Origin of the sequence: Frigidibacter sp. (genome assembly GCF_030695035.1) — a bacterium.
Taxonomy (GTDB): Bacteria; Pseudomonadota; Alphaproteobacteria; order Rhodobacterales; family Rhodobacteraceae; genus Frigidibacter.
Window position 1 is genome coordinate 113,028 of sequence record NZ_JAUYTT010000015.1, and the last position, 20,707, is coordinate 133,734.

A 20,707-nucleotide genomic window follows, 5' to 3' on the forward strand; every position below is an offset into this window, starting at 1 on the left:
CCCGGCGGCCGGGCGCTGCCCTGTAACGGTGGAGGCGGAACCGCGTCGGTAGAGCCGCGTTGGCCCGCGCAGCGCCATTGGAGCCCGTCATGGACCAGCCCCCCATTCCCTTCGACCTTGCGCGGATGTTCTTGGGCGACGCCCCGCCGCTGTTCTTCCTCGAGATCCTGGTGCGCACCCTCATCGTCTATATCTACACGATGGGCCTGATCCGCTGGATCGGCGGGCGCGGGGTTGCGCAGCTGTCGATGGTGGAATTCCTGCTGGTCATCGCGCTCGGCTCTGCCGTCGGCGACGCGGCCTTCTACCCCGATGTGCCGCTGCTGCACGCGCTGGCGGTGATCACCATCGTCGTGCTGCTGAACAAGGGGCTGGACTGGCTGATCCTGCATTACGACACCGCCAAGCGCACGATTGACGGCGTTCCGGTGGCGATTGTCGAGGATGGCCGCCTGCTGCGCGCGGGGATGGAGCAACGCAGTATCGGCGCGGCCGAGGTCATCTCCAGCCTGCGCCAGAACGGGGTGCGCAATCTGGGCGAGGTGGAGCATGCCTTCATGGAGGGCGACGGGGTGATGAGCATCTTCCGCTTCAATGACCCACGCCCCGGCCTGCAGATCGTGCCTCCGGCCGAGGTGCGGCGGCCAGCGGCGCTGACCGACCCCGCGGTCGCGCCGGAGGGCAAGGCATGCTGCCTTGGCTGCGGCACGCTGGAGGAGGCGGTCGCGGTGCTGCCGGACGGGCTCTGCCCAGAATGCGGTGGCTGCGAGTGGACGGCGCCGGTGACGCGGCCGGCACACAAGGCCGAATAGGTCGCCTGCGCCGCGGGGGCCGAGCAGGCCGCTTGCACCACAAAGGGAAGAATGCGACTGAACCTGCACAGCAAGGCAGGGGCAGCGCGATGACCGACGAGACAGCCAAACCGACCGTGGAAAAGATCAAACGCCCGCAGCAGGTCTTCACGCTGGTGGTCGAGGTTGGCCGCAGCGCCGATGACGGGCTGCCCAAGGGCGCGACCGGGGCGGCGCTGATGTGCTATGCCTCGGGCGTCGACGAGGCCGAGGCGGTGCGCGAGACGGTGGCGATCCTCAAACAGGCCGACCTCGCGCCGCTGGACGTGACCGGCTATGGCACCCTGGCCGAGCGAGTGGCGCAGGGCGATGAGATCGACGCGGAAGAACGGGCGCTGATGGACCGGGCGCTGGCGGAAAACTCGGTGATCGTGGCGCAGATGACGCCGTTTTATGACAAGCCGTAAGGCTCAGAAAAACTAAGCCTCAGGCCGCCAGCGGCCCCCTTGCCCGCATCCGCTTGAGGCACAGGCCCCGCGCTTCGTATTCATGCAGCTCTGGCCGGACCGGGTGGCGGTGCAGCGGCAATGTGCCGGCCGCGGCGAGGCGGGCGAGCAGGGTGGTCGCCGCCAGACCCGGGCGGCGGGCGAGGCTGCCGGCGTAGAGGCTTTCCACAGCGTGGCCTTCGGCCAGGATCAGCTCGTGCCGGTCCAGCAGCAGCCCGTGCCAGGTGACGGTGGCGGCGCTTGTGTCGGTGAGCGCGGTGATGCCGTCGGCAAGGTGGCGGGCCTCGGCAAGCACTTCATCGCGGCCGAGCGTATCCTCGACATCGATGCCCGACAGCAGGACGCGCTGCTGCGGCGCCAGCACCAGATCCCGCTCCAGCCCGAAATAGGGCGCGGCCATGCGCAGCGGGGCGAAGCCGCCAAGCGCGGGCACCTTGATCTTGCCGGTCCAGCGCAGCGGCTGCGGGCCATTGTCGAGCGTGGTGACCCAGTCGCCGGCGCGCAGGTCGGCAACCGGGCGGGGGCCGTTCGGGGTTGCGATCATGGTCTGCGGGGCAAGGCCGGGGCAGGGGCCGGGGCGATGCACATGGGTGGCGGCGGCGAACCATGCCACGGCACGGTCGCGGTGGGCGAGGGGGGCAGCGAAGAGGCCTTCCAGCGCGGCGCCGGGCACCGGCAGGGCGGCGGCGAGTTCGGCCTGGCGCAGCGCGCCGGTCACCGGGTTTTCGAGGCTCAGCAGGCTGCGTCCGGCGGCGCAATCCCAGCTGAAGGTCAGGCGCATCGGGTCCGAGGACGCCTCGGACCAGCCGGACAGCACCAGCCGCAGCTGCTGCGCGCCGCGGGTCATGCGCAGTTGCAGCCGCCCCTCGGGCAGCACGTCGAGCGTCAGCCACCAACCCTCGCCCGCCCGGTCGCGGTGCCCCAGCAGCCACAGCCCGCGCGGACAGGGGCCGGGGGGCGCGATTTCCATCAGCAGGCTGCCGCGGGGCATCTCGGACGGGAAAGCGGCGGGCAGGATGCGGCGGGCGCCGCGCAGGGGGGTGAAGGTGGCAAGCCATGTCATCGGTCGTCCTCCTGCGGTCAGGCTGCAGCAGGGAGCTGCAGCAGACGCGCTTCATACCTGCGCAGGGTGCGGCGGGCGGCGGCGCCGTAGCCGCCCCCGGTGGCGGGGTCGAGTTCGGGGAAGAGGGTGCAGATCTCGGCGACGATCTCGGCCTCGAAGCTGCGTTCCATCTGGGGGCCGGGCAGGAAGCTTTCGGTCGGCAACCCTTCGGAGAAGACCACCTGATGCTGATCGAACAGCAGATGCACATATTCGACGCTGCCGCCCGGCATGGCCCGCACCCGCGCGTCATCGACCAGATCGCGGGCGGCGACCAGCACCTCGGCCTCGCCGAACAGCAGCTCGGCCCGGCGGTCGCGGATCAGGATGCGGTGCAGGGGCGAGACCGTCAGGGTGCGATGGTCGCCAAAGGTGCCGGCGGTGATGCGGATGGGGGCGAAGGCGCCCTCCGCGGCAACCTCGCGCCGGCCGATCCAGCGCAGGGGCTGGGGGCCATTGTCCTTGGTGCAGACCAGATCGCCGGGCACCAGCGACTCCACCGCCACCTCGCCGCCCGGCGTCAGGATCATCGTGCCGGCGACGAAGCAGGGGATGGTGTCGATGGTGATGATGCCGATGTCACTTTTGCCCTGCCCATTCGAGATGGTGTAGGTGAAGGCGACTTCCTCGGCATCGTCATCGGCGGTGAAGGTCAGCGTCATGTCGGCGTTGAGCTTGACGAGGTCGCCCGAGGGCAGGGTGACGGTCTGGCCCGGCACCACCGCGACACCGTTGATATGGGTCACGGTCAGCACGCCGCCGGCGGTGTTGATGTCGTTGCCAAGCACGTCGAGCGTGGTGGAGTGATCGGCATAGACCGAGGCGCTGTCATCATCGGCGATCAGCGTGGTTTGCAGGCTGTCGGCAGCGATCAGCACCGCGGAGTCATATTGCGAATCCGCCACATCGGCGATGCCGATGCGGATGGAGTTTACCTGCCCCGGGATCACCGTGAAGGTCAGCGACATGGTGACGGTGAAGCCGTCCATCTCGGTGTTGTAGGCGTCATTGGTGTTGTTGATGTAGAGGTTGCTGTTCGCCTCGCCGTTGACATTGGTGACGCTGACATCGCCGTTGCCATAGGTGACCTCGACCGGCGTGCCATTGACCCAGACGCCGACCATGTCGTTGTAGATCGAGTCGATATATTCGGGGTATTCCTCGGACGCGAAGGTGAAGGTCATCGTCATCGTGTCGCCGGTGGGGATGAAATCCACATCCAGCATTGCCGCGTCATAGGTGTTGGTGCCTGCCAGCGCGTTGAACTGGGCGTCGTTGTTCACGCCCGAGGTATCGGTCGAGGTGGCGGCGCTGCGGTTCGGATCGCCCGAGGATTGGGTGAAGTCGGTGACGCGGCCTGTCGAAAGGATGACGCCGGTATCGCCGGGGGTCGCCTCGGGAGACCGGGAGTCGCCTTTGGAATAGGTGCCGGAGGATCGGGAGTCGCCGCTGTAGGACGCGCCGACGACGGTGACGCCGTCGCCCATGATCGTGTTCGCCATCTGCGTCGCAGAGGCGCCGGTATCGTAGCTCAGCTCCGAACCTTTTGCCATTTTCCGCCCCCGGTTACCCGAAGACAGTCGCAATCATACCGGCGGGGGCTGATGCCCCGCTTGCCTTGCCCTAGTTACTGCCCGGTGGGGGTGACGTTGCGCCCCCGGTATGCTCGCCCTGCCTCGGGTCATTGTTTTGTCCATGTTATGCGAGAGTTGCGATGCGTTGTTAATGTCTTTTGACATGTCGGCGCCGTGACCCGGCGGCGCAGGCAGTTTTGCAACAGTCGCGCCGTGATTGCGGGGCGGGGATGCAGCCGGTATCGGTGGGGCAAAGCGATAGGAGCCTGCCGATGACCGATGCCCGCCCGACCCTGTCCCGACCGAACTTTCCCGTCGATCCGGTCGCGCTGACCGCCGAGTTGATCCGCTGCCCTTCGGTCACGCCCGCCGAGGGCGGGGCGCTGCGGCTGCTGGAGGGCCTGCTGACCGGGGCGGGGTTCGAGTGCACTCGGGTGGACCGGAACGGGGTGCCGAACCTGTTCGCGCGCTGGGGGGCTAAGGCCGCGGCGCGGAGCTTTGGCTTCAACGGGCATACGGATGTGGTGCCGGTGGGGGATGCCGCGGCGTGGAGCCGCGATCCGTTTGGCGGGGAGATTGTCGGCGCGGAAATCTGGGGGCGCGGGGCGACGGACATGAAGTCCGGCGTGGCGGCCTTTGCGGCGGCGGCCTGCGATTTCGTGCGGCAGACGCCGCCGGATGGGGCGGTGATCCTGACCATCACCGGGGATGAGGAGGGGCCGGGCAAGGACGGGACCGTCGCGTTGCTGGACTGGATGGCCGCCGAGGGCGAGGCGATGAGCGTGTGCCTTGTGGGCGAGCCGACTTGCCCCGAGACCTTCGGCGACATGATGAAGATCGGCCGGCGCGGGTCGATGACGGCGTTCTTCACGGTGCAGGGGGTGCAGGGGCATTCGGCCTATCCGCACCGGGCGAAGAACCCTTTGCACGCGCTGGTGACGCTGCTGGGGCGGCTGACTGCGGAGCCGCTGGATGCGGGGACCGAGCATTTCGACGCCTCGACCCTGCAGGTGACGACCATCGATTGTGGCAACCCGGCGAATAACGTGATCCCGGCGCGAGGGATGGCGACGGTGAACATCCGCTTCAATGACGCGCATAGCTCGGCCAGCCTGACGGCGCGGCTGCGGGCCGAGGGGACGCGGGTGGAGGCGGAGACGGGGGTGACGGTGGAGATGCGGGTGGAGGTGTCGGGCGAGAGCTTCGTGACGCCGCCCGGCGATTTCGTGCGGCTGGTCGCGGCGGCGGTGGAGGCGGAGACGGGGATTGTGCCGGCACTGTCCACCTCGGGCGGGACATCGGATGCGCGGTTCGTGAAGGACCATTGCCCGGTGGTGGAGTTCGGGTTGGTCGGCAAGACCATGCATCAGGTGGATGAACGGGTGGAGGTGGCGCAGATCCATGCGCTGAAGGCGGTCTATGCGCGGATCCTGGGGGAGTATTTCGCGTGAGCGTGGAGGTGCGGGTGACGGAGGATCTGGCCGCCTGCCTTGCACTGCGCCGGACGGTGTTCATCGAGGAGCAGGGCGTGCCCGAGGCCGATGAGGTGGACGATCTGGACGGGCAGGCGGTGCATCTGCTGGCGCTGGTGGACGGGGTGCCGATGGGCTCGGCGCGGTTGCTGCGCAGCGGGGAGACCGGCAAGATCGGGCGGGTCTGCGTGCTGGCGGCCGCGCGGGGCACCGGGCTGGGCGTGGCGCTGATGGAGAAGGCGCTGGCGGTGCTGGCCGAGGACCGGGCGCTGCAGCGGGCGAAGCTGGGGGCGCAGACCCATGCGATGGGGTTCTATGAGCGGCTGGGGTTCGTGGCGGAGGGGGCGGAGTATCTGGACGCGGGCATCCCGCACCGGGATATGGTGCGCAGCTTGCGATGAGGCCGCTGCTGCCCGTTCTCATCGTGATGGTGAAAGAGCCGCGGCCGGGGCGGGTGAAGACCCGGCTGGGGCGGCAGATCGGGATGGTGCCGGCGGCCTGGTGGTTCCGGCATCAGTGCCGGGCGCTGCTGCGGCAGGCGGTGGACCCGCGCTGGCAGGTGGCGCTGGCGGTGTCGCCCGATGCCGAGGGGAGGGCGAGCCGGGTCTGGCCGGCGCATATCCCCCGGCTGCCGCAGGGGCGGGGCGATCTGGGCGCGCGGATGGGGCGGCTGTTGCAGGGCGCGGGGCCGGGGGCGCCAGTGATGATCGTGGGCGCCGATATTCCGGGGCTGCGGCGGCGGCATATTGCCGACGCGTTCCGCAAGCTGGCGGCGGCGGATGCGGTGATTGGCCCTGCGCCGGATGGGGGCTATTGGCTGATCGGGCTGCGGCATGTGCCGCCCCCGGGGCTGTTTGCCGGGGTGCGCTGGTCCAGCGCCGATGCGCGGGCGGATACGCTGGCCACGATGCGGGGCCTGCGGGTGGCGATGGCGGAGACGCTGGCCGATGTGGATGAGGCGGCGGACCTGCCGCGAAAGCTTCTGGCGTGACGACGCCTGCGGGCCATGCTAGCGATGGGGCATGGCACAGATACCCTCCAAGCAAGAGATCCTGAACTGGATCGCCGACCATCCCGGCGCCGCCGCCAAGCGCGACATCGCCAAGGCCTTCGACATCAAGGGTGCCGAGCGGATCGAGCTGAAGCGCATCCTCAAGGAGATGGAGGCCGAGGGCTCGCTGGAACGCCGCCGCAGCACCTACCGCGATGCGGACAAGCTGCCGCCGGTGACGATCCTGACCATCCTGCCGCCCGATGCGGATGGTGACCAATTCGCCAAACCGATGGAGTGGGAGGGCAAGGGCGCCCCGCCCCGCGTGCTGTTCGTGCCGCGCAAGGGCGATGCGCCGGTGGCTGCGGGCGACCGCATTCTGGCCAAGCTGATCGAGGTGGGGGCCGAGGATCACGACTATCAGGCGCGGCTGATCCGGCCGATCGGCGTGGTGGCGCACAAGGTGCTGGGCATCTTCCGCAAGGGCGCCGAGGGCGGGCGGATCGTGCCGATCGACAAGGGATCCGACAAGGAATGGCGGGTGGCGCGGGATGCGACGCTTGACGCGCAGGATGGCGAGCTGGTGGAGGCTGAACAGGCCGGGCCGCGCGCGAGGCTGGGTCTGCCCCAGGCGCGGGTGATCGAGCGGCTGGGCGACCCTTCGGCGCCGAAGGCGGTGTCGCTGATCGCGATTCACCAGCATGGCATTCCGGATGATTTCCCCGATGAGGTGATCCGCCTGTCGGATGCGATGGAGCCTGCGGGGCTGGGCGACCGCGAGGATCTGCGCGACATGCCGCTGGTGACCATCGACCCGGTGGATGCGCGCGACCATGACGATGCCTGCTATGCCGAGGCGGACGGTGACCCGAAGAACCCGGGCGGGCATATCATCTGGGTCGCCATCGCCGATGTGGCGCATTTCGTGACGCCGCAAAGCGCGATTGACCGCGAGGCGCGGCTGCGCGGCAATTCCAGCTATTTCCCCGACCGGGTGGTGCCGATGCTGCCCGACCATCTGTCGGGCGACCTCTGCTCGCTGCACGAAGGGCTGAACCGGCCCTGCATCGCGGTGCGGATGAAGGTGGATGCCGAGGGCCGCAAGATCAGCCATCGCTTCGTGCGCGGGCTGATGAAATCGGTCGCCAGCCTTGTCTATGACGAGGTGCAGGAGGCGCAGGACGGCAATCCGAATGACCGCTGTGCGGAGCTGCTGGACGATGTGATCCGCCCGCTTTACGCCGCCTATGGCGCGCTGAAGGCGGCGCGGGCGAAGCGGCAGCCGCTGGACCTCGACCTGCCGGAGCGCAAGATCATCCTGACCGACGATGGCAAGGTTGCCTCGGTCAATTACCGCGAGCGGTATGACGCGCACCGGCTGATCGAAGAGTTCATGATCCTCGCCAATGTGGCGGCGGCGGAAGAGCTGGAGCGGCTGCGCCGGCCCCTGCTGTACCGGGTGCATGAGGAGCCGAGCCCGCAGAAGCTCGACGCGCTGCGCGAGGTGGCGCAGGCCTCGGGCTTCACGCTGGCCAAGGGGCAGGTGTTGCAGACGGCGCATCTGAACCAGTTGCTGGCGCAGGCGCAGAACACCGATTTCGACGAGCTGATCAACATCACCACGCTGCGCTCGATGACGCAGGCCTATTACCATCCGGGGAATTTCGGGCATTTCGGGCTGGCGCTGCGCAGCTATGCGCACTTCACCTCGCCCATCCGCCGCTATTCGGACCTGATCGTCCACCGGGCGCTGATCTCGGCGCATGGCTGGGGCAAGGACGGGCTGTCGGCGCAGGATGTGGAGATGCTGGAGGAGACGGCCAAGCATATTTCCGACACCGAGCGGCGCAGCATGGCGGCGGAGCGGGACACGACCGACCGTTATCTGGCGGCGTTCCTGGCGGACCGGGTGGGGGCGGAGTTCACCGGGCGGGTGTCGGGCGTCACGCGCTTTGGGCTGTTCATCCGGCTGGATGAGACGGGGGCTGACGGGCTGATCCCGATCCGCACGCTGGGGCGTGAGTTCTACCATTTCGATGCCGATGCGCAGACGCTGATGGGGTCGGAAAGTGGCACGCTGATCGGGCTTGGCCAGCGGGTGACTGTGCGCCTGTCCGAGGCGGTGCCGGTGACCGGCGGGCTGATGCTGGAACTGCTGGAGCTGGAAGGGCGGGGGATGCCGGGGGGTGGCGGCGCCACCAAGAAGGGCGGGCGCGGGCGCCCGCGCAAGCCGGGGGCAGGGAAGGCGCGCGATACGGCAATAAAGCGCAAGGTTCTGCGCAAGCGGCGCTAGCAGCCTTTCCGTAGGGCTCTGTTCGGGGTAGGCTTCACCCAAACAAAAAACGAACAGAGCAGGACCCTTGGATATGCGCACATCACTTATCGCGCTGGGACTCGTCTCATCGCTGTTGCCCGGGTGCAGCGGCGCAGAGCGGTTTGCGGCCCCGGCATCCTTTGGAGGCAGCGCCCCGGTGACACGCAACTACACCGAAGCCGGGTTCGCCCAGTGGACGCAGGAGTTCCGGTCCCGCGCGCTGGCGCAGGGGGTCAGCCCCGCGACCTTCGACCGGGCGTTCGGGGCGGTGCGCTATGATGCCAGCATCATCGCCAAGGACCGCAACCAATCCGAGTTCACCAAGTCGATCTGGGACTATCTCGACGGCGCCGTGGCCGACAGCCGCATCGCCAATGGCCGTGCCGGGCTGGCGCGGCACGCGGCGGTGCTGGACCGGATCGAGGCGCGGTATGGCGTGGACAAGGAGATCGTGGTGGCGGTCTGGGGGCTGGAATCCTCGTTCGGCGGCTATCGCGGCAGCACCCCGATCATCCCGGCGCTGGCGACACTGGCCTTTGACGGGCGGCGCGGGCCGTTCTTCGAGGCAGAGCTGATCGCGGCGCTGAAGATCGTGCAGGCGGGAGATGTTGCGCCTGAGGGTATGGTCGGCAGCTGGGCGGGGGCGATGGGGCATACCCAGTTCATGCCGACCAGCTATCTGGATTACGCGGTGGATTTCACCGGCGACGGGCGGCGCGACATCTGGTCGGACGATCCGACCGATGCGCTGGCCTCTACCGCCGCCTATCTTCAGCGGATGGGCTGGCAACGCGGCCAACCCTGGGGGCTGGAGGTTCGGCTGCCGCCGAGCTTCAACCTTGGCCTGATCGGCAAGGGCACGACGCGCAGCACCGGCGACTGGGCGGCGATGGGCGTGGCCCCGGCTGCGGGCGGATCGCTGCCGGGGATGGGTGCCTCGTCGATCCTGCTTCCCGCCGGGGTTCGGGGGCCGGCCTTCCTGATCGGGCCGAATTTCGCCGCGATCAGCCGCTACAACGCGTCGGACAGCTATGTGATCGGCGTCGGCCATCTGGCCGACCGGCTGGCGGGCAAAGGCCCGTTCCAGCAGGGCTGGCCGCGGAGCGACAGGGCGCTGTCGACCGATGAGCGGCGCGAGTTGCAGCAACTGCTCACGCGTCGCGGTTTTGATACCGGCGGCACCGACGGAAAGATCGGAACCAATACGTTAAGTGCCTTGCGCGCGTGGCAAGCCTCGGTCGGGATGGCCCCGGATGGCTATGCGAACGTAGAGGTTCTTCAGCGGTTGCGGGCAGGGTGACAGGAACAGGGTAACGGTGATGGGACGAGTGGACAGGATGGCAGCTTGGACCGAAGTGGTCGGGCATGAAGAGGGTAGTGTGTTCGAGCTGGCACCGATCTCGATGTGGATCGAGGATTTCAGCGGCATCAAGGCGCTGTTCGATGGCTGGCGCGCTGAAGGCGTGGAAGATCTGCGCGCCTTTCTGCAGGCGGACCTGAGCCGCGTTGCCGCCAGTTCAAGCAGCATCAAGGTGCTGCGGGTCAATGCCAAGACGCTGGAGCTGTTCGAGGCGACCGACATGGCGCATCTGGTCGGAAACCTCGACAAGGTGTTCCGCGACGAGATGCTGCTGACCCATATCACCGAGCTGGAACAGCTGTGGAACGGGGGCACCAGCTTTGCCAGTTCGGCGGTGAATTACACGCTGGGCGGGCGGCGGCTGGACATCCAGCTGCGCGGCGCGGTGCTGCCGGGGCATGAGGAGGCGCTGGACCGGGTGCTGCTGACGGTCGAGGACGTGACGGGCCGCGAAGAGGCGCGGCGGCGCGAGCTGGCCAGCCGCCAGCACGCCGAGGGGATCTTCGAGCATTCGCCGGTGTCGCTGTGGGTCGAGGATTTCAGCAAGATCCGCCAGCTGCTGGAAGACCTGCGCCATCGCGGCATTCAGGACATGCGGGTGTTTACCGATGTTCATCCGGAATTCGTGCGGCAATGTATGACGGAGATCCGGGTGATCGACGTGAACCACGCCACGCTGGAGATGTTCGGTGCGACGGATAAGGATCATCTGCTGAGCCGTCTGCACACGGTGTTTCGCGGCGATATGGAGCCGCATTTCCGCGAGCAGCTGATCGACCTGTGGCAGGGCAAGCTGTTCCAGAGCCGCGAGGTGGTGAACTACGCGCTCGACGGGACCGAGCGGGTGGTGATCATGCAATTCTCGGTGCTGCCGGGGCATGAGGAGGATTGGTCGCGGGTGCTGGTGGCGCTGACCGACATTACCGCGCGCAAGAAGGCCGAGGCCTATCTGGTCTATCTGGGCAAGCATGACGTGCTGACCGGGCTGCACAACCGCGCCTATTACATCGACATGCTCAACCGGCTGGAGCGGCAGGCGGTGCGGCCGATGTCGGTGGTGCTGATCGACATCAACGGGCTGAAAGAAGCCAATGACCGGTTGGGCCATGATGTCGGCGACAGCCTGCTGCGCCGGCTGGGCGAGGTGCTGAAAGAGGCGGCGGGCGAGGCCTGCCATGCGGCGCGGATCGGTGGCGACGAGTTCGCCGTGCTGATGCCGCGGGCCGATGAGCAGGAAGCGGCGACGATGGTCGAGACGATCAATCGGCTGCTGGAGGTGAATAACCGGTTCTACAGCACGTTCCAGCTGTCGTTGTCGATCGGCTGCGCCTCGGCTACCGAGGGCGAGACGCTGGAGGCGCTGGTGCGCCGGGCTGATCAGGCGATGTATGACCAGAAGCGGATGTTCTACGCCGACCGGCGCCGGAACTGAGCGGGCAGCGCGGCGATTGGCCCGCGCTGCAAAGGCTTGGCGATTGCCGGGCCGGGCGGCATAGTCGCGGCAGTGAATTTTGCCGGAGGCAACAATGAATTCGGATACCGTGGTGCAGGATCTGATCGGCGGAAATGCCGTGGTGCTTGCGATCGCCTTTCTTATCATCCTGTCGCTGTTTCTGGGCGTGCGGATCGTGCCGCAGGCCGAAAAGCATGTGGTGGAGCGGTTTGGCCGGCTGCGCGCCGTGCTGGGGCCGGGGATCAACTTCATTGTGCCGTTCCTCGACCGGGTGGCGCATCGCATTTCGGTGCTGGAACGGCAGCTGCCGACGGCGCAGCAGGACGCCATCACCACCGACAACGTGCTGGTGAAGGTCGAGACCAGCGTGTTCTACCGGATCATCGAGCCGGAAAAGACCGTCTACCGGATCCGCGATGTGGACGCGGCGATTGCCACCACCGTGGCCGGGATCGTCCGGTCCGAGATCGGCAAGATGGAACTGGATGCGGTGCAGTCGAACCGCAACGAGCTGACCGCGAAGATCCGCGAGCAGGTGGCGGCGATGGTGGATGACTGGGGCATCGAGGTGACGCGGGCGGAAATCCTCGACGTGAATCTTGATGATGCGACGCGGGCGGCGATGCTGCAGCAGCTGAACGCCGAACGGGCGCGGCGGGCGCAGGTGACCGAGGCCGAGGGCAAGAAGCGTGCCATCGAGCTGAACGCGGATGGCGAGCTGTATGCTGCCGAGCAGCTGGCCAAGGCCAAGCGGGTGCTGGCCGAGGCCGAGGCGTTCTCCACCGCGGTGATTGCCGAGGCAATCAAGGAGAACGGCATCGAGGCGGCGCAATATCAGGTGGCGATCAAGCAGGTCGAGGCGCTGACGGCGGTGGGACAAGGCGCGGGCAAGCAGATGATCATCGTGCCGGCCGCGGCGCTGGACGCCTTCACCGACGCGTTCAAGATGATCAAGGGGCGGCTGTAATGGCGCTGTGGCAGCTTTGGTGGGTCTGGCTGGCGGGCGGCGTGGTGCTGGCCATTGTCGAGATATTCCTGCCGGGCTTCGTGTTCCTGGGCTTTGCCATTGGCGCCGCCGTCACGGGGGTGTTGATGGGGCTGGGTCTGCTGGGTGGGAACCTGGCCTGGATGCTGCTGGTTTTCGCGCTGGCCTCGCTGGCCGCATGGGTCGTGCTGCGCCGCGTGGCGGGGGTGCGCAAGGGCCAGATCAAGCTGTGGGACCGGGATATCAACGAGAACTGAGAAGCGGGCGGTTCGGGCGGTCGGCGGGTTTCTGCACAGCAAATGAGCGGCAGCGGAACCGCAACGCCTCGGCCGGGTTGAGCAGGCAGAACCTGAACCCAGGAGCACGTTATGCAAGACCCTAAAGTGACGACCCGCGACCCCGCCTACAACACTCGCCCCGGCCAAGAGCCGGTGCGCGAGAAGGGGAATAACAGCATTTTCTTCATTCTCGGTGCCATCGTTGTGGCGCTGGCGGTGATCTTCTTCCTGGTCTCGGGTGGCGATGACGCGTCCGACGCCACGGCGCCCGCCGAAAATGGCGTGGTGATCGAGAACAACGCCCCGGCCGCGAGTGACCCGGTGGTGACGGCCCCCGATGCGACCGTGCCGGATACCACTGCCCCGGCCACAACCGCACCGACCCCGGCCCCGGACGCCCCGGCGGTTGAGCCGACCACGCCGGACGCGACCGCCCCGGCTCCGACCAACTAAGCGATCACGTGATCTGACTGCAAAGGGCGGCCCTTGGGCCGCCCTTCTTGCGTTCAGGAGTTCGGGCGGCGGGCTTGGGGCGAGGACAGCTCGGCGACGATGGCTTCCGCGGCGGCCCGCGGATCGGCGGCGCGCCAGACCGGGCGGCCGACGACGATGTGGTCGACCCCGTCCGCAATCGCCTGCGCCGGGGTGGTGACGCGCTTCTGATCCCCAAGATCGGTACCGGCCGGGCGCACGCCGGGGGTGACGATCAGCTTGCCGGCGGCTTCGGGCAGGGCGCGGATCAGGGCGGCTTCCTGCGGCGAGGCGATGACGCCATCGGCGCCGGCGGCCAGCGCGCGGGCGGCGCGTTCGACCACGATGCCTGCCAGATCGCCCGGGCGGATTAGTGCGGCATCGAGATCGGCGCGGTCGAGCGAGGTGAGGATGGTAACGGCGAGGATCTTTGTCACCGATCCGCCCGCGCCCTCTTTCGCAGCCCGCACCACGTTAGGATCGCCGTGCACCGTCAGGAAATCGAGGTCATAGCGGGCAAGGCCGCGCACAGCAGCCTCGACCGTGGCGCCGATGTCGAAGAGCTTCATGTCGAGGAAGATGCGCTTGCCGTGTTCGTCCTTCAGCTCGCTGGCCAGCGCGAGGCCGCCGCCGGTCAGCATCCCGAGGCCGATCTTGTAGAAGGACACTGCGTCGCCCAGCTTTTTGGCCAGTTCCAGCCCGGAGAGGGCGTCGGGCAGGTCGATGGCGACGATCAGGCGGTCATCGGCAAGGGGGGAAGGGGTCATGGCGGGGCTCCTGCGCTGGGTCGCGTCCATCTGGCGGCAGGGCAGGCGCAGGTCAAGCGCGAAGGCCAAGGAGCTTGCCGGGTTTCAGGCCGCGCGGCGGCTGCGGGGCAGGTCTTGCGCGTGGATGGCGTGCAGCAGCTTGGCACTGGCGAGCAGCCGGTCGCGCAGGGGCGCGGCGCCGGGGGCGCGGGCGGGGGCCGAGGTGAGGACGCGGGCCTCGTAGGGCGGGGCCAGCCCGTCTGGCTTGACCAGCAGCATCACCATCGCCTCGACACGGCCGAGGTCCTTGAGGTGGCGGGCGCGCAGGACGCGGGCGGAGAGGATGCGCATCAGGCGGGCCCCCCGGGGAAGTGTCTGGCTGTCATCGGATTCTCCGTGGCTCTGGCTCAGCCTGCAGCCCAGATGTTGCGATATGGTTTCCGCGATGGCGCGTTTGTCGCGGGGGCTGGAGACTTGAAAGCCGGGGCAAGTGATCACACCTGAATGACAAGACCCGGAAGGGCCGAGCCGCAGCGGCGGGCGGACCGGATGCCGGGGGCTTTTCGAAGAGGAGAGACCCGATGAACATGGAAAAGTTCACGGAACGGTCGCGCGGCTTCTTGCAGGCCGCCCAGACCATCGCCATGCGCGAGGGGCATCAACGGCTGATGCCCGAACATCTGCTGAAAGCGCTGATGGATGACGATCAGGGGCTGGCTGCCAACCTGATCCGCCGTGCGGGCGGCGAGCCTGCGCGCGTGTCCGAGGCGGTGACGGCCGCGGTTGCCAAGAACCCGAAGGTTTCGGGCGATAGCGGGCAACCTTACGTCGATACCACCACGGTTCGGGTGCTGGACGAGGCCGAGAAACTCGCCAAGAAGGCGGGCGACAGCTTCGTGCCGGTGGAACGCATCCTGATGGCGCTGGCGATGGTGAACACCCGCGCCAAGGATGCCCTGGATGCGGGGGCCGTGACGCCGCAGAACCTCAACACCGCGATCAACGATATCCGCAAGGGCCGCACCGCCGACAGCGCCAGCGCCGAGGAAGGCTATGACGCGCTGAAGAAATATGCGCGCGATCTGACCGAGGCTGCCGAGGAAGGCAAGATCGACCCGATCATCGGCCGCGACGACGAGATCCGCCGCACCATGCAGGTGCTGAGCCGTCGCACCAAGAACAACCCGGTGCTGATTGGTGAGCCGGGCGTGGGCAAGACCGCGATTGCCGAGGGGCTCGCGCTGCGCATCGTCAATGGCGATGTGCCGGAATCCCTGCGCAACAAGAAGCTGATGGCGCTGGACATGGGCGCGCTGATCGCCGGGGCGAAATACCGCGGCGAGTTCGAGGAGCGGCTGAAGGCGATCCTGTCGGAGATCACCAATGCGGCGGGCGAGATCATCTTGTTCATCGACGAGATGCACACGCTGGTCGGCGCCGGGAAATCCGAAGGCGCGATGGATGCGGCCAACCTGATCAAGCCGGCGCTGGCGCGGGGTGAGCTGCATTGCGTTGGCGCGACCACGCTCGATGAATACCGCAAGTATGTGGAGAAGGACGCGGCCCTGGCCCGCCGGTTCCAGCCGGTGATGGTCAATGAGCCGACGGTCGAGGACACGATCAGCATCCTGCGCGGGATCAAGGAGAAATACGAGCTGCATCACGGGGTGCGGATCAGCGACAGCGCGCTGGTGGCGGCGGCGACGCTGAGCCATCGCTACATCACCGACCGCTTCCTGCCCGACAAGGCCATCGACCTGATGGACGAGGCGGCCAGCCGGCTGCGGATGGAGGTTGACAGCAAACCCGAAGAACTGGACGCGCTGGACCGGCAGATCCTGCAGCTGCAGATCGAGGCGGAGGCGCTGAAGAAGGAAGATGACGCCGCCAGCAAGGACCGGCTGGAAGTGCTGGAGAAGGAGCTTGCCGACCTGCTGGAACGCTCGGCCGAGATGACGGCCAAGTGGCAGGCGGAGCGCGACAAGATGGAAGCCTCGCGCACGCTCAAGGAACAGCTGGACAAGGCGCGGGCGGAACTGGATCAGGCCAAGCGCGAGGGCAACCTCGGCAAGGCGGGGGAGCTGTCCTATGGCGTGATCCCGCAGCTGGAGCGCAAGCTGGCCGAGGCCGAGACCAAGGAAGACGGGTTGATGGTCGAGGAAGCGGTGCGGCCCGAGCAGATTGCCGAAGTGGTGGAGCGCTGGACCGGCATCCCCACCAGCAAGATGCTGGAGGGCGAGCGCGAGAAGCTGCTGAAGATGGAAGAGGAGCTGGCGGGCCGGGTGATCGGCCAGCGGCAGGCGGTGAAGGCCGTCGCCAATGCCGTGCGCCGGGCGCGGGCGGGCCTGAATGACGAGGGGCGCCCGCTTGGCAGCTTCCTGTTCCTGGGGCCGACCGGCGTGGGCAAGACCGAGCTGACCAAGGCGGTGGCCGAGTACCTGTTCGACGACGATCAGGCGATGGTGCGGATCGACATGTCGGAGTTCATGGAGAAGCACGCGGTGGCCCGCCTGATCGGCGCGCCGCCCGGGTATGTGGGCTATGACGAGGGCGGGGTGCTGACCGAGGCCGTGCGGCGCCGGCCCTATCAGGTGATCCTGTTCGACGAGGTCGAGAAGGCGCATCCCGACGTGTTCAACGTGCTGCTGCAGGTGCTGGATGACGGGGTGCTGACCGATGGTCAGGGCCGGACCGTGGACTTCAAGCAGACGCTGATCGTGCTGACCAGCAACCTTGGGGCCTATGCGCTGAGCCAGTTGCCCGAAGGCGCGGACCCGGCCCCGGCGCAGGCCGAGGTGAGGGAGGCGGTGCGGCAGCACTTCCGGCCGGAATTCCTGAACCGGCTGGACGAGACGATCATCTTCGACCGGCTGACGCGGGGCGACATGGCCGGGATCGTGACGCTGCAGCTGAAGCGGCTGGAGAAGCGGCTGGCCGGGCGGAAGATCACGCTCGAGATCGACGCGGCGGCGCGGCAGTGGCTTGCGGATGAGGGCTATGACCCGGTCTTTGGGGCGCGGCCGCTGAAGCGGGTGATCCAGCGGCATCTGCAGGACCCGCTGGCCGAGATGATCCTGGGCGGCGAGGTCCGCGATGGCGAGACGGTGACCGTCAGCGCCGGGGATGACGGGCTGCTGGTTGGGGCGCGGGTTTCGCCCTCGACACGGGCCAAGGTGGAGCCGGTGGTTATTCACTGACCCCGGGTGCACAAAAGGAAAGGGGGCCGTCACCGGCCCCCTTTTTCGTGGTCCGTGCCGATTACATCGGCGGCAGGATCACCGCGTCGATGACATGGATGACGCCATTGCTGGCCTCGATATCGGCGGTGGTCACGTTGGCCGCGTTCACCTTCACGCCGCCTTCGGTCATGATGGTAACGTCGGCGCCCTGCACGGTGGCAGCGGTCATCCCGTCGGTGAGGTCGGTGGACATCACCTTGCCCGGCACGACGTGGTAGGTCAGCACTGCGGCGAGCTGCTCCTTGTTCTCAGGCTTAAGCAGGTCTTCGACGGTGCCAGCGGGCAGCGCGGCGAAGGCGGCATCGGTCGGCGCGAAGACGGTGAAGGGGCCCGTCCCCTTCAGTGTCTCGACCAGGCCGGCGGCCTGGACGGCGGCGACCAGCGTGGTGAAGTCGCCCGCGGCGATGGCGGTATCGACGATATCGGCGTCCTGCGCGAAGGCCGGAGCGGCGAAGGCGGTGGTCGCCGCCACGGTCATGGCCAGAAAGGTTCTGCGGATCATCGGTGTCTCTCCCGTTTGTATTGCGTAGGTGCCGCCGGTGATCGGCAGCGCAAGCGCTACGGGAGGAAAACGCTTGTGGATCAGCGGCGGTTTCCGCCGAGAGCGGTTGACATGAAAAGGCCGCGGACTAAGCCGCGGCCACATCGGATTTCAAGGCAAGAGAAGGTGATCTTGCGTGATCGCGCGTGAGGGTCAGCCAAGCGCCTCTGCCACGATCTCGGCCAGCATATCCTCGACCGCCTGCATCTCGCCTTCGGGGTAGTCGCGGTAGCCGACGGTGACGGTGCCGGGCGCGTCCAGCGTTTCATAGAGGAAGATGCCATAGGGGCAATACTGGATGTTGGCGGGGTTCACCTCCATCACCTGCCGGCTGACCGCGGCCGAGCAGAAGCTGAATACATCGGCCTGGGTGAAGACGGTGACGGTGCTGCCGACGTCTTCCTTGGTCCGCTCCAGCATCTCGCCGACATGGCTGAGATGATCGATGACGAGGCCGCGGCCGAGAATCGCGCTTTCCAGCGCGAAGGCGACGTTGTCGAAGCTGTCTTGGGCGGTCTGGGTGATCGCCGGCTCTGCCGCCGCGGGGGCGGCAAGGGCGATGAAGGTGAGGATGAGGGCGCTCCGCATGGTTCCTCCCTGAAGCTGCGGTACGGGGTTTGGCCAGCATTGCCGCAAACGGGGGGGTTTGGGAACGGCCAGATTGCCGCGGCAGGGCCGCGTCTGGCCGGGGCTTTGCCAAGAAAACAGGATCGTGAAGTAACTTCTGGGCCGCGTGCTACGTAGAATAGGCAGGAACCCGCAGCACTCCCGGAGGAATTTCGTATGACCTATCGCTTCAAGACGCCGCTGACCTGGGCGGATGTCACGCCCAAAGCCGCCTTCCTGAACCGCCGGCAGCTGATGGCGGGCGCCGCCGCGCTGATCGCGACGCCAGCGCTGGCACGGCTGTCTTACACGCCGTCCAGCTACTCCACCGATGAGGCGCCGAACACGTTCGAAGAGATCACCGGCTACAACAACTTCTATGAGTTTGGCACGGCCAAGGAAGACCCCAAGGCCAATAGCGGCGCCTTCACCACCGACCCTTGGGCCGTGCAGATCGACGGGCTGGTGGACCGGCCCGGCAGCTACGATCTTGCCGACATCCTGGGCGGCGTGGCGCTGGAGGAGCGGATCTACCGCCTGCGCTGTGTCGAGGCCTGGTCGATGGTGGTGCCGTGGATCGGGTTCCAGCTGTCCACCCTGCTGGACCGGGTGGGCGTGCAGCCGGGCGCGAAGTTCGTGGCCTTCGAGACCGTGACGCGGCCAGAGGAGATGCCGGGCCAGCGCCGGGCGATCCTTGACTGGCCCTACCGCGAGGGGCTGCGGATCGACGAGGCGATGAACCCGCTGACGATTCTGGCGACCGGGCTTTATGGCGAGGAGATGCCCAAGCAGAACGGCGCGCCGATCCGGCTGGTGGTGCCCTGGAAGTACGGCTTCAAGAGCATCAAGAGCATCGTGCGGATCAGCCTGACGGAAGGTGAGCCGCCGGCGACCTGGAAGCAGATGCAGGGGTCGGAATACGGCTTCTATGCCAATGTGAACCCCGAGGTGGACCATCCGCGCTGGAGCCAGGCCAGCGAGCGGCGCGTGGGGGCGGGCCTGTTTGCCGGCCGGGTGCCGACGCAGATGTTCAACGGCTATGGCGACGAGGTTGCCGGGCTTTATGCGGGGATGGACCTTGCAAAGAACTACTGACGCGCGAGCGGCCCCGGCCCCGGACCTTGCCACCCGGATCAACGGCGCGCTGCGGCGCGTGCCGGTCTGGGCGGTCTATCTGCTGGGGGCGCTGCCTGCGGTCTGGCTGTTCTGGCAGGCGGCCACCAATACGCTTGGCATCGACCCGGTGCGCGAGATCGAGCACCGGCTGGGCGAGTTGGGGCTGCAGTTCATCGTCGGCGGGCTGGTGGTGACGCCGCTGCGGCGGATCGCGGGGGTGAACCTCTTGCGCTTCCGCCGCGCGATCGGGCTGATCGCCTTCTTCTATGTGCTGGCGCATCTGGCCGCTTGGCTGGTGCTGGATATGGGGATGCTCTGGGGGCAGGTCGCGGCCGATATCTGGAAGCGGCCCTACATCACCATGGGCATGGCGGGGTTCCTGATGCTGCTGCCCTTGGCGCTGACTTCCAATAATTGGTCGATCCGCAAGCTAGGTGGCGCGCGCTGGCGGTTGCTGCACAAGCTGGTCTATCCGGCCGCGCTGGCCGGGGCGGTGCATTACCTGTGGCTGGTGAAGGCCTGGCCGGTGGAGCCGTTCCTCTACCTTGGGGGAATCGTGGCGCTGCTGGCGCTGCGGGTCTGGTTCGCCCGGGGCAGGGTGACTCGCGGGTGACACATGGCCGAGTCGGGGCCGAGTCGGGTGTGAACCGGGGTGATTTGCGGGTTCGCGCAGGGTGCCCTTGGGTCAATTCGGCCGATATTGGCGAGGGCGCGAAACCGCGTCTGTGGATAAGCCAAAACGGGTTTCGCCGCACCCCCTGCTTCGCGTAACTTTCTGTCGTCGGGCCGCGCGCTATGGTGGATGCCAGGAGGTTAAACCGCAAGATATTGGGGTTTTATGACGGGTGAGAAGAAAATGTCATGTTTCTCGAAAAAAGCCCTTGCGGCCCCCGGCCTCCATCCGTAAATAACGCCTCACCGAAGCGGCACACACCGCAACGGGGCGCCGGACGGGTCGCAAGACACTGAAAGCGAACGAAAAACTGGAGACAAGGTTCGGCGGGCGCGCTGAGGAAACAAGGCGCATCCGGTTTGATTTTGTCTCGTGCTCTTTGACATTTTGGATTTACTGAAGAGATATGTGGGCGGTTTGGTCTGTTTCGATGGACGAACGCTGCATATCGGCTCTTTAGGGTTTAGGCCCGATGATGAGAGTGTCAGC

The 20,707-nt window shown here is 67.2% G+C and carries 20 protein-coding genes; 14 read left to right on the forward strand and 6 right to left on the reverse strand.

The window, feature by feature from the left end; translation table 11 throughout:
* The first annotated feature begins 89 nt into the window (after window positions 1-89).
* Window positions 90-812 carry a DUF421 domain-containing protein gene (locus Q8S30_RS15995; RefSeq protein WP_305667016.1) on the forward strand — a complete coding sequence of 241 codons (723 nt, stop codon included), beginning with the start codon at window positions 90-92 and terminating at the stop codon, window positions 810-812.
* 89 nt (window positions 813-901) lie between these two features.
* Window positions 902-1,258, forward strand: coding sequence for a hypothetical protein (locus Q8S30_RS16000; protein ID WP_305667017.1), 357 nt, complete (start codon window positions 902-904; stop codon window positions 1,256-1,258).
* 19 nt (window positions 1,259-1,277) lie between these two features.
* Here Q8S30_RS16000 and Q8S30_RS16005 read toward each other — a convergent pair whose 3' ends face one another.
* Together Q8S30_RS16005 and Q8S30_RS16010 are read right to left on the reverse strand one after the other, a co-directional pair.
* Window positions 1,278-2,360 carry a Hint domain-containing protein gene (locus tag Q8S30_RS16005; RefSeq protein ID WP_305667018.1) on the reverse strand — a complete coding sequence of 361 codons (1,083 nt, stop codon included), beginning with the start codon at window positions 2,358-2,360 and terminating at the stop codon, window positions 1,278-1,280.
* A 17-nt stretch (window positions 2,361-2,377) separates the two neighbouring features.
* The gene (locus tag Q8S30_RS16010) at window positions 2,378-3,952 is read right to left on the reverse strand and encodes a choice-of-anchor L domain-containing protein (protein ID WP_305667019.1); all 1,575 of its coding nucleotides are present in this window, start codon (window positions 3,950-3,952) and stop codon (window positions 2,378-2,380) included.
* A gap of 293 nt (window positions 3,953-4,245) precedes the next feature.
* Here Q8S30_RS16010 and dapE point away from each other — a divergent pair, with 293 nt between their 5' ends.
* The 9 genes from dapE to Q8S30_RS16055 all read left to right on the forward strand — a co-directional run bounded on the left by dapE (window position 4,246) and on the right by Q8S30_RS16055 (window position 13,279).
* Window positions 4,246-5,424 carry a succinyl-diaminopimelate desuccinylase gene (gene dapE / locus Q8S30_RS16015; protein WP_305667020.1) on the forward strand — a complete coding sequence of 393 codons (1,179 nt, stop codon included), beginning with the start codon at window positions 4,246-4,248 and terminating at the stop codon, window positions 5,422-5,424.
* Window positions 5,425-5,426: 2 nt separating this feature from the next.
* On the forward strand, window positions 5,427-5,846 hold the full coding sequence (locus Q8S30_RS16020) for a GNAT family N-acetyltransferase (protein ID WP_305667043.1): 420 nt from the start codon (window positions 5,427-5,429) through the stop codon (window positions 5,844-5,846).
* A complete protein-coding gene (locus tag Q8S30_RS16025; protein ID WP_371135540.1) occupies window positions 5,843-6,436 on the forward strand; it encodes a TIGR04282 family arsenosugar biosynthesis glycosyltransferase in 594 nt (197 codons plus the stop codon). The genes Q8S30_RS16020 and Q8S30_RS16025 overlap by 4 nt, the downstream gene beginning before the upstream one ends.
* Before the next feature lie 31 nt (window positions 6,437-6,467).
* Window positions 6,468-8,729 (forward strand): ribonuclease R, encoded by a 2,262-nt coding sequence (gene rnr, locus Q8S30_RS16030; RefSeq protein WP_305667021.1) that lies wholly within the window; start codon window positions 6,468-6,470, stop codon window positions 8,727-8,729.
* Window positions 8,730-8,802: 73 nt separating this feature from the next.
* Window positions 8,803-10,050 (forward strand): lytic murein transglycosylase, encoded by a 1,248-nt coding sequence (locus Q8S30_RS16035; protein ID WP_371135541.1) that lies wholly within the window; start codon window positions 8,803-8,805, stop codon window positions 10,048-10,050.
* Window positions 10,051-10,087: 37 nt separating this feature from the next.
* Complete coding sequence (locus tag Q8S30_RS16040) at window positions 10,088-11,542, forward strand: diguanylate cyclase (protein ID WP_305667023.1); 1,455 nt, start codon at window positions 10,088-10,090, stop codon at window positions 11,540-11,542.
* Window positions 11,543-11,636: 94 nt separating this feature from the next.
* Window positions 11,637-12,530, forward strand: a complete 894-nt coding sequence (locus tag Q8S30_RS16045) for an SPFH domain-containing protein (protein WP_305667024.1) — start codon at window positions 11,637-11,639, stop codon at window positions 12,528-12,530.
* Window positions 12,530-12,805, forward strand: coding sequence for an NfeD family protein (locus tag Q8S30_RS16050; protein ID WP_305667025.1), 276 nt, complete (start codon window positions 12,530-12,532; stop codon window positions 12,803-12,805). The genes Q8S30_RS16045 and Q8S30_RS16050 overlap by 1 nt, the downstream gene beginning before the upstream one ends.
* Window positions 12,806-12,916: 111 nt before the next feature.
* Complete coding sequence (locus tag Q8S30_RS16055) at window positions 12,917-13,279, forward strand: hypothetical protein (RefSeq protein ID WP_305667026.1); 363 nt, start codon at window positions 12,917-12,919, stop codon at window positions 13,277-13,279.
* A 53-nt stretch (window positions 13,280-13,332) separates the two neighbouring features.
* Here Q8S30_RS16055 and pyrF read toward each other — a convergent pair whose 3' ends face one another.
* A complete protein-coding gene (gene pyrF / locus Q8S30_RS16060) occupies window positions 13,333-14,064 on the reverse strand; it encodes an orotidine-5'-phosphate decarboxylase (RefSeq protein WP_305667027.1) in 732 nt (243 codons plus the stop codon).
* 84 nt (window positions 14,065-14,148) lie between these two features.
* Window positions 14,149-14,394, reverse strand: coding sequence for a hypothetical protein (locus Q8S30_RS16065; RefSeq protein ID WP_305667028.1), 246 nt, complete (start codon window positions 14,392-14,394; stop codon window positions 14,149-14,151).
* 230 nt (window positions 14,395-14,624) lie between these two features.
* On the opposite strand from Q8S30_RS16065, the gene clpB reads away from it, so the two are divergent.
* Window positions 14,625-17,240: an ATP-dependent chaperone ClpB gene (gene clpB, locus Q8S30_RS16070; RefSeq protein WP_305667029.1), complete on the forward strand. Its 2,616-nt coding sequence runs from the start codon at window positions 14,625-14,627 to the stop codon at window positions 17,238-17,240.
* 61 nt (window positions 17,241-17,301) lie between these two features.
* Here clpB and Q8S30_RS16075 read toward each other — a convergent pair whose 3' ends face one another.
* Entirely contained in the window at window positions 17,302-17,784 is a 483-nt protein-coding gene (locus Q8S30_RS16075; protein WP_305667030.1) for a fasciclin domain-containing protein, read from the reverse strand.
* A 192-nt stretch (window positions 17,785-17,976) separates the two neighbouring features.
* Entirely contained in the window at window positions 17,977-18,411 is a 435-nt protein-coding gene (locus Q8S30_RS16080) for a DUF302 domain-containing protein (RefSeq protein WP_305667031.1), read from the reverse strand.
* A 195-nt stretch (window positions 18,412-18,606) separates the two neighbouring features.
* Between Q8S30_RS16080 and msrP the strand changes: the two genes are divergently transcribed.
* The gene (gene msrP / locus Q8S30_RS16085) at window positions 18,607-19,524 is read left to right on the forward strand and encodes a protein-methionine-sulfoxide reductase catalytic subunit MsrP (protein WP_305667032.1); all 918 of its coding nucleotides are present in this window, start codon (window positions 18,607-18,609) and stop codon (window positions 19,522-19,524) included.
* Complete coding sequence (gene msrQ, locus Q8S30_RS16090; RefSeq protein WP_305667033.1) at window positions 19,508-20,158, forward strand: protein-methionine-sulfoxide reductase heme-binding subunit MsrQ; 651 nt, start codon at window positions 19,508-19,510, stop codon at window positions 20,156-20,158. The genes msrP and msrQ overlap by 17 nt, the downstream gene beginning before the upstream one ends.
* Window positions 20,159-20,707 lie beyond the last annotated feature (549 nt).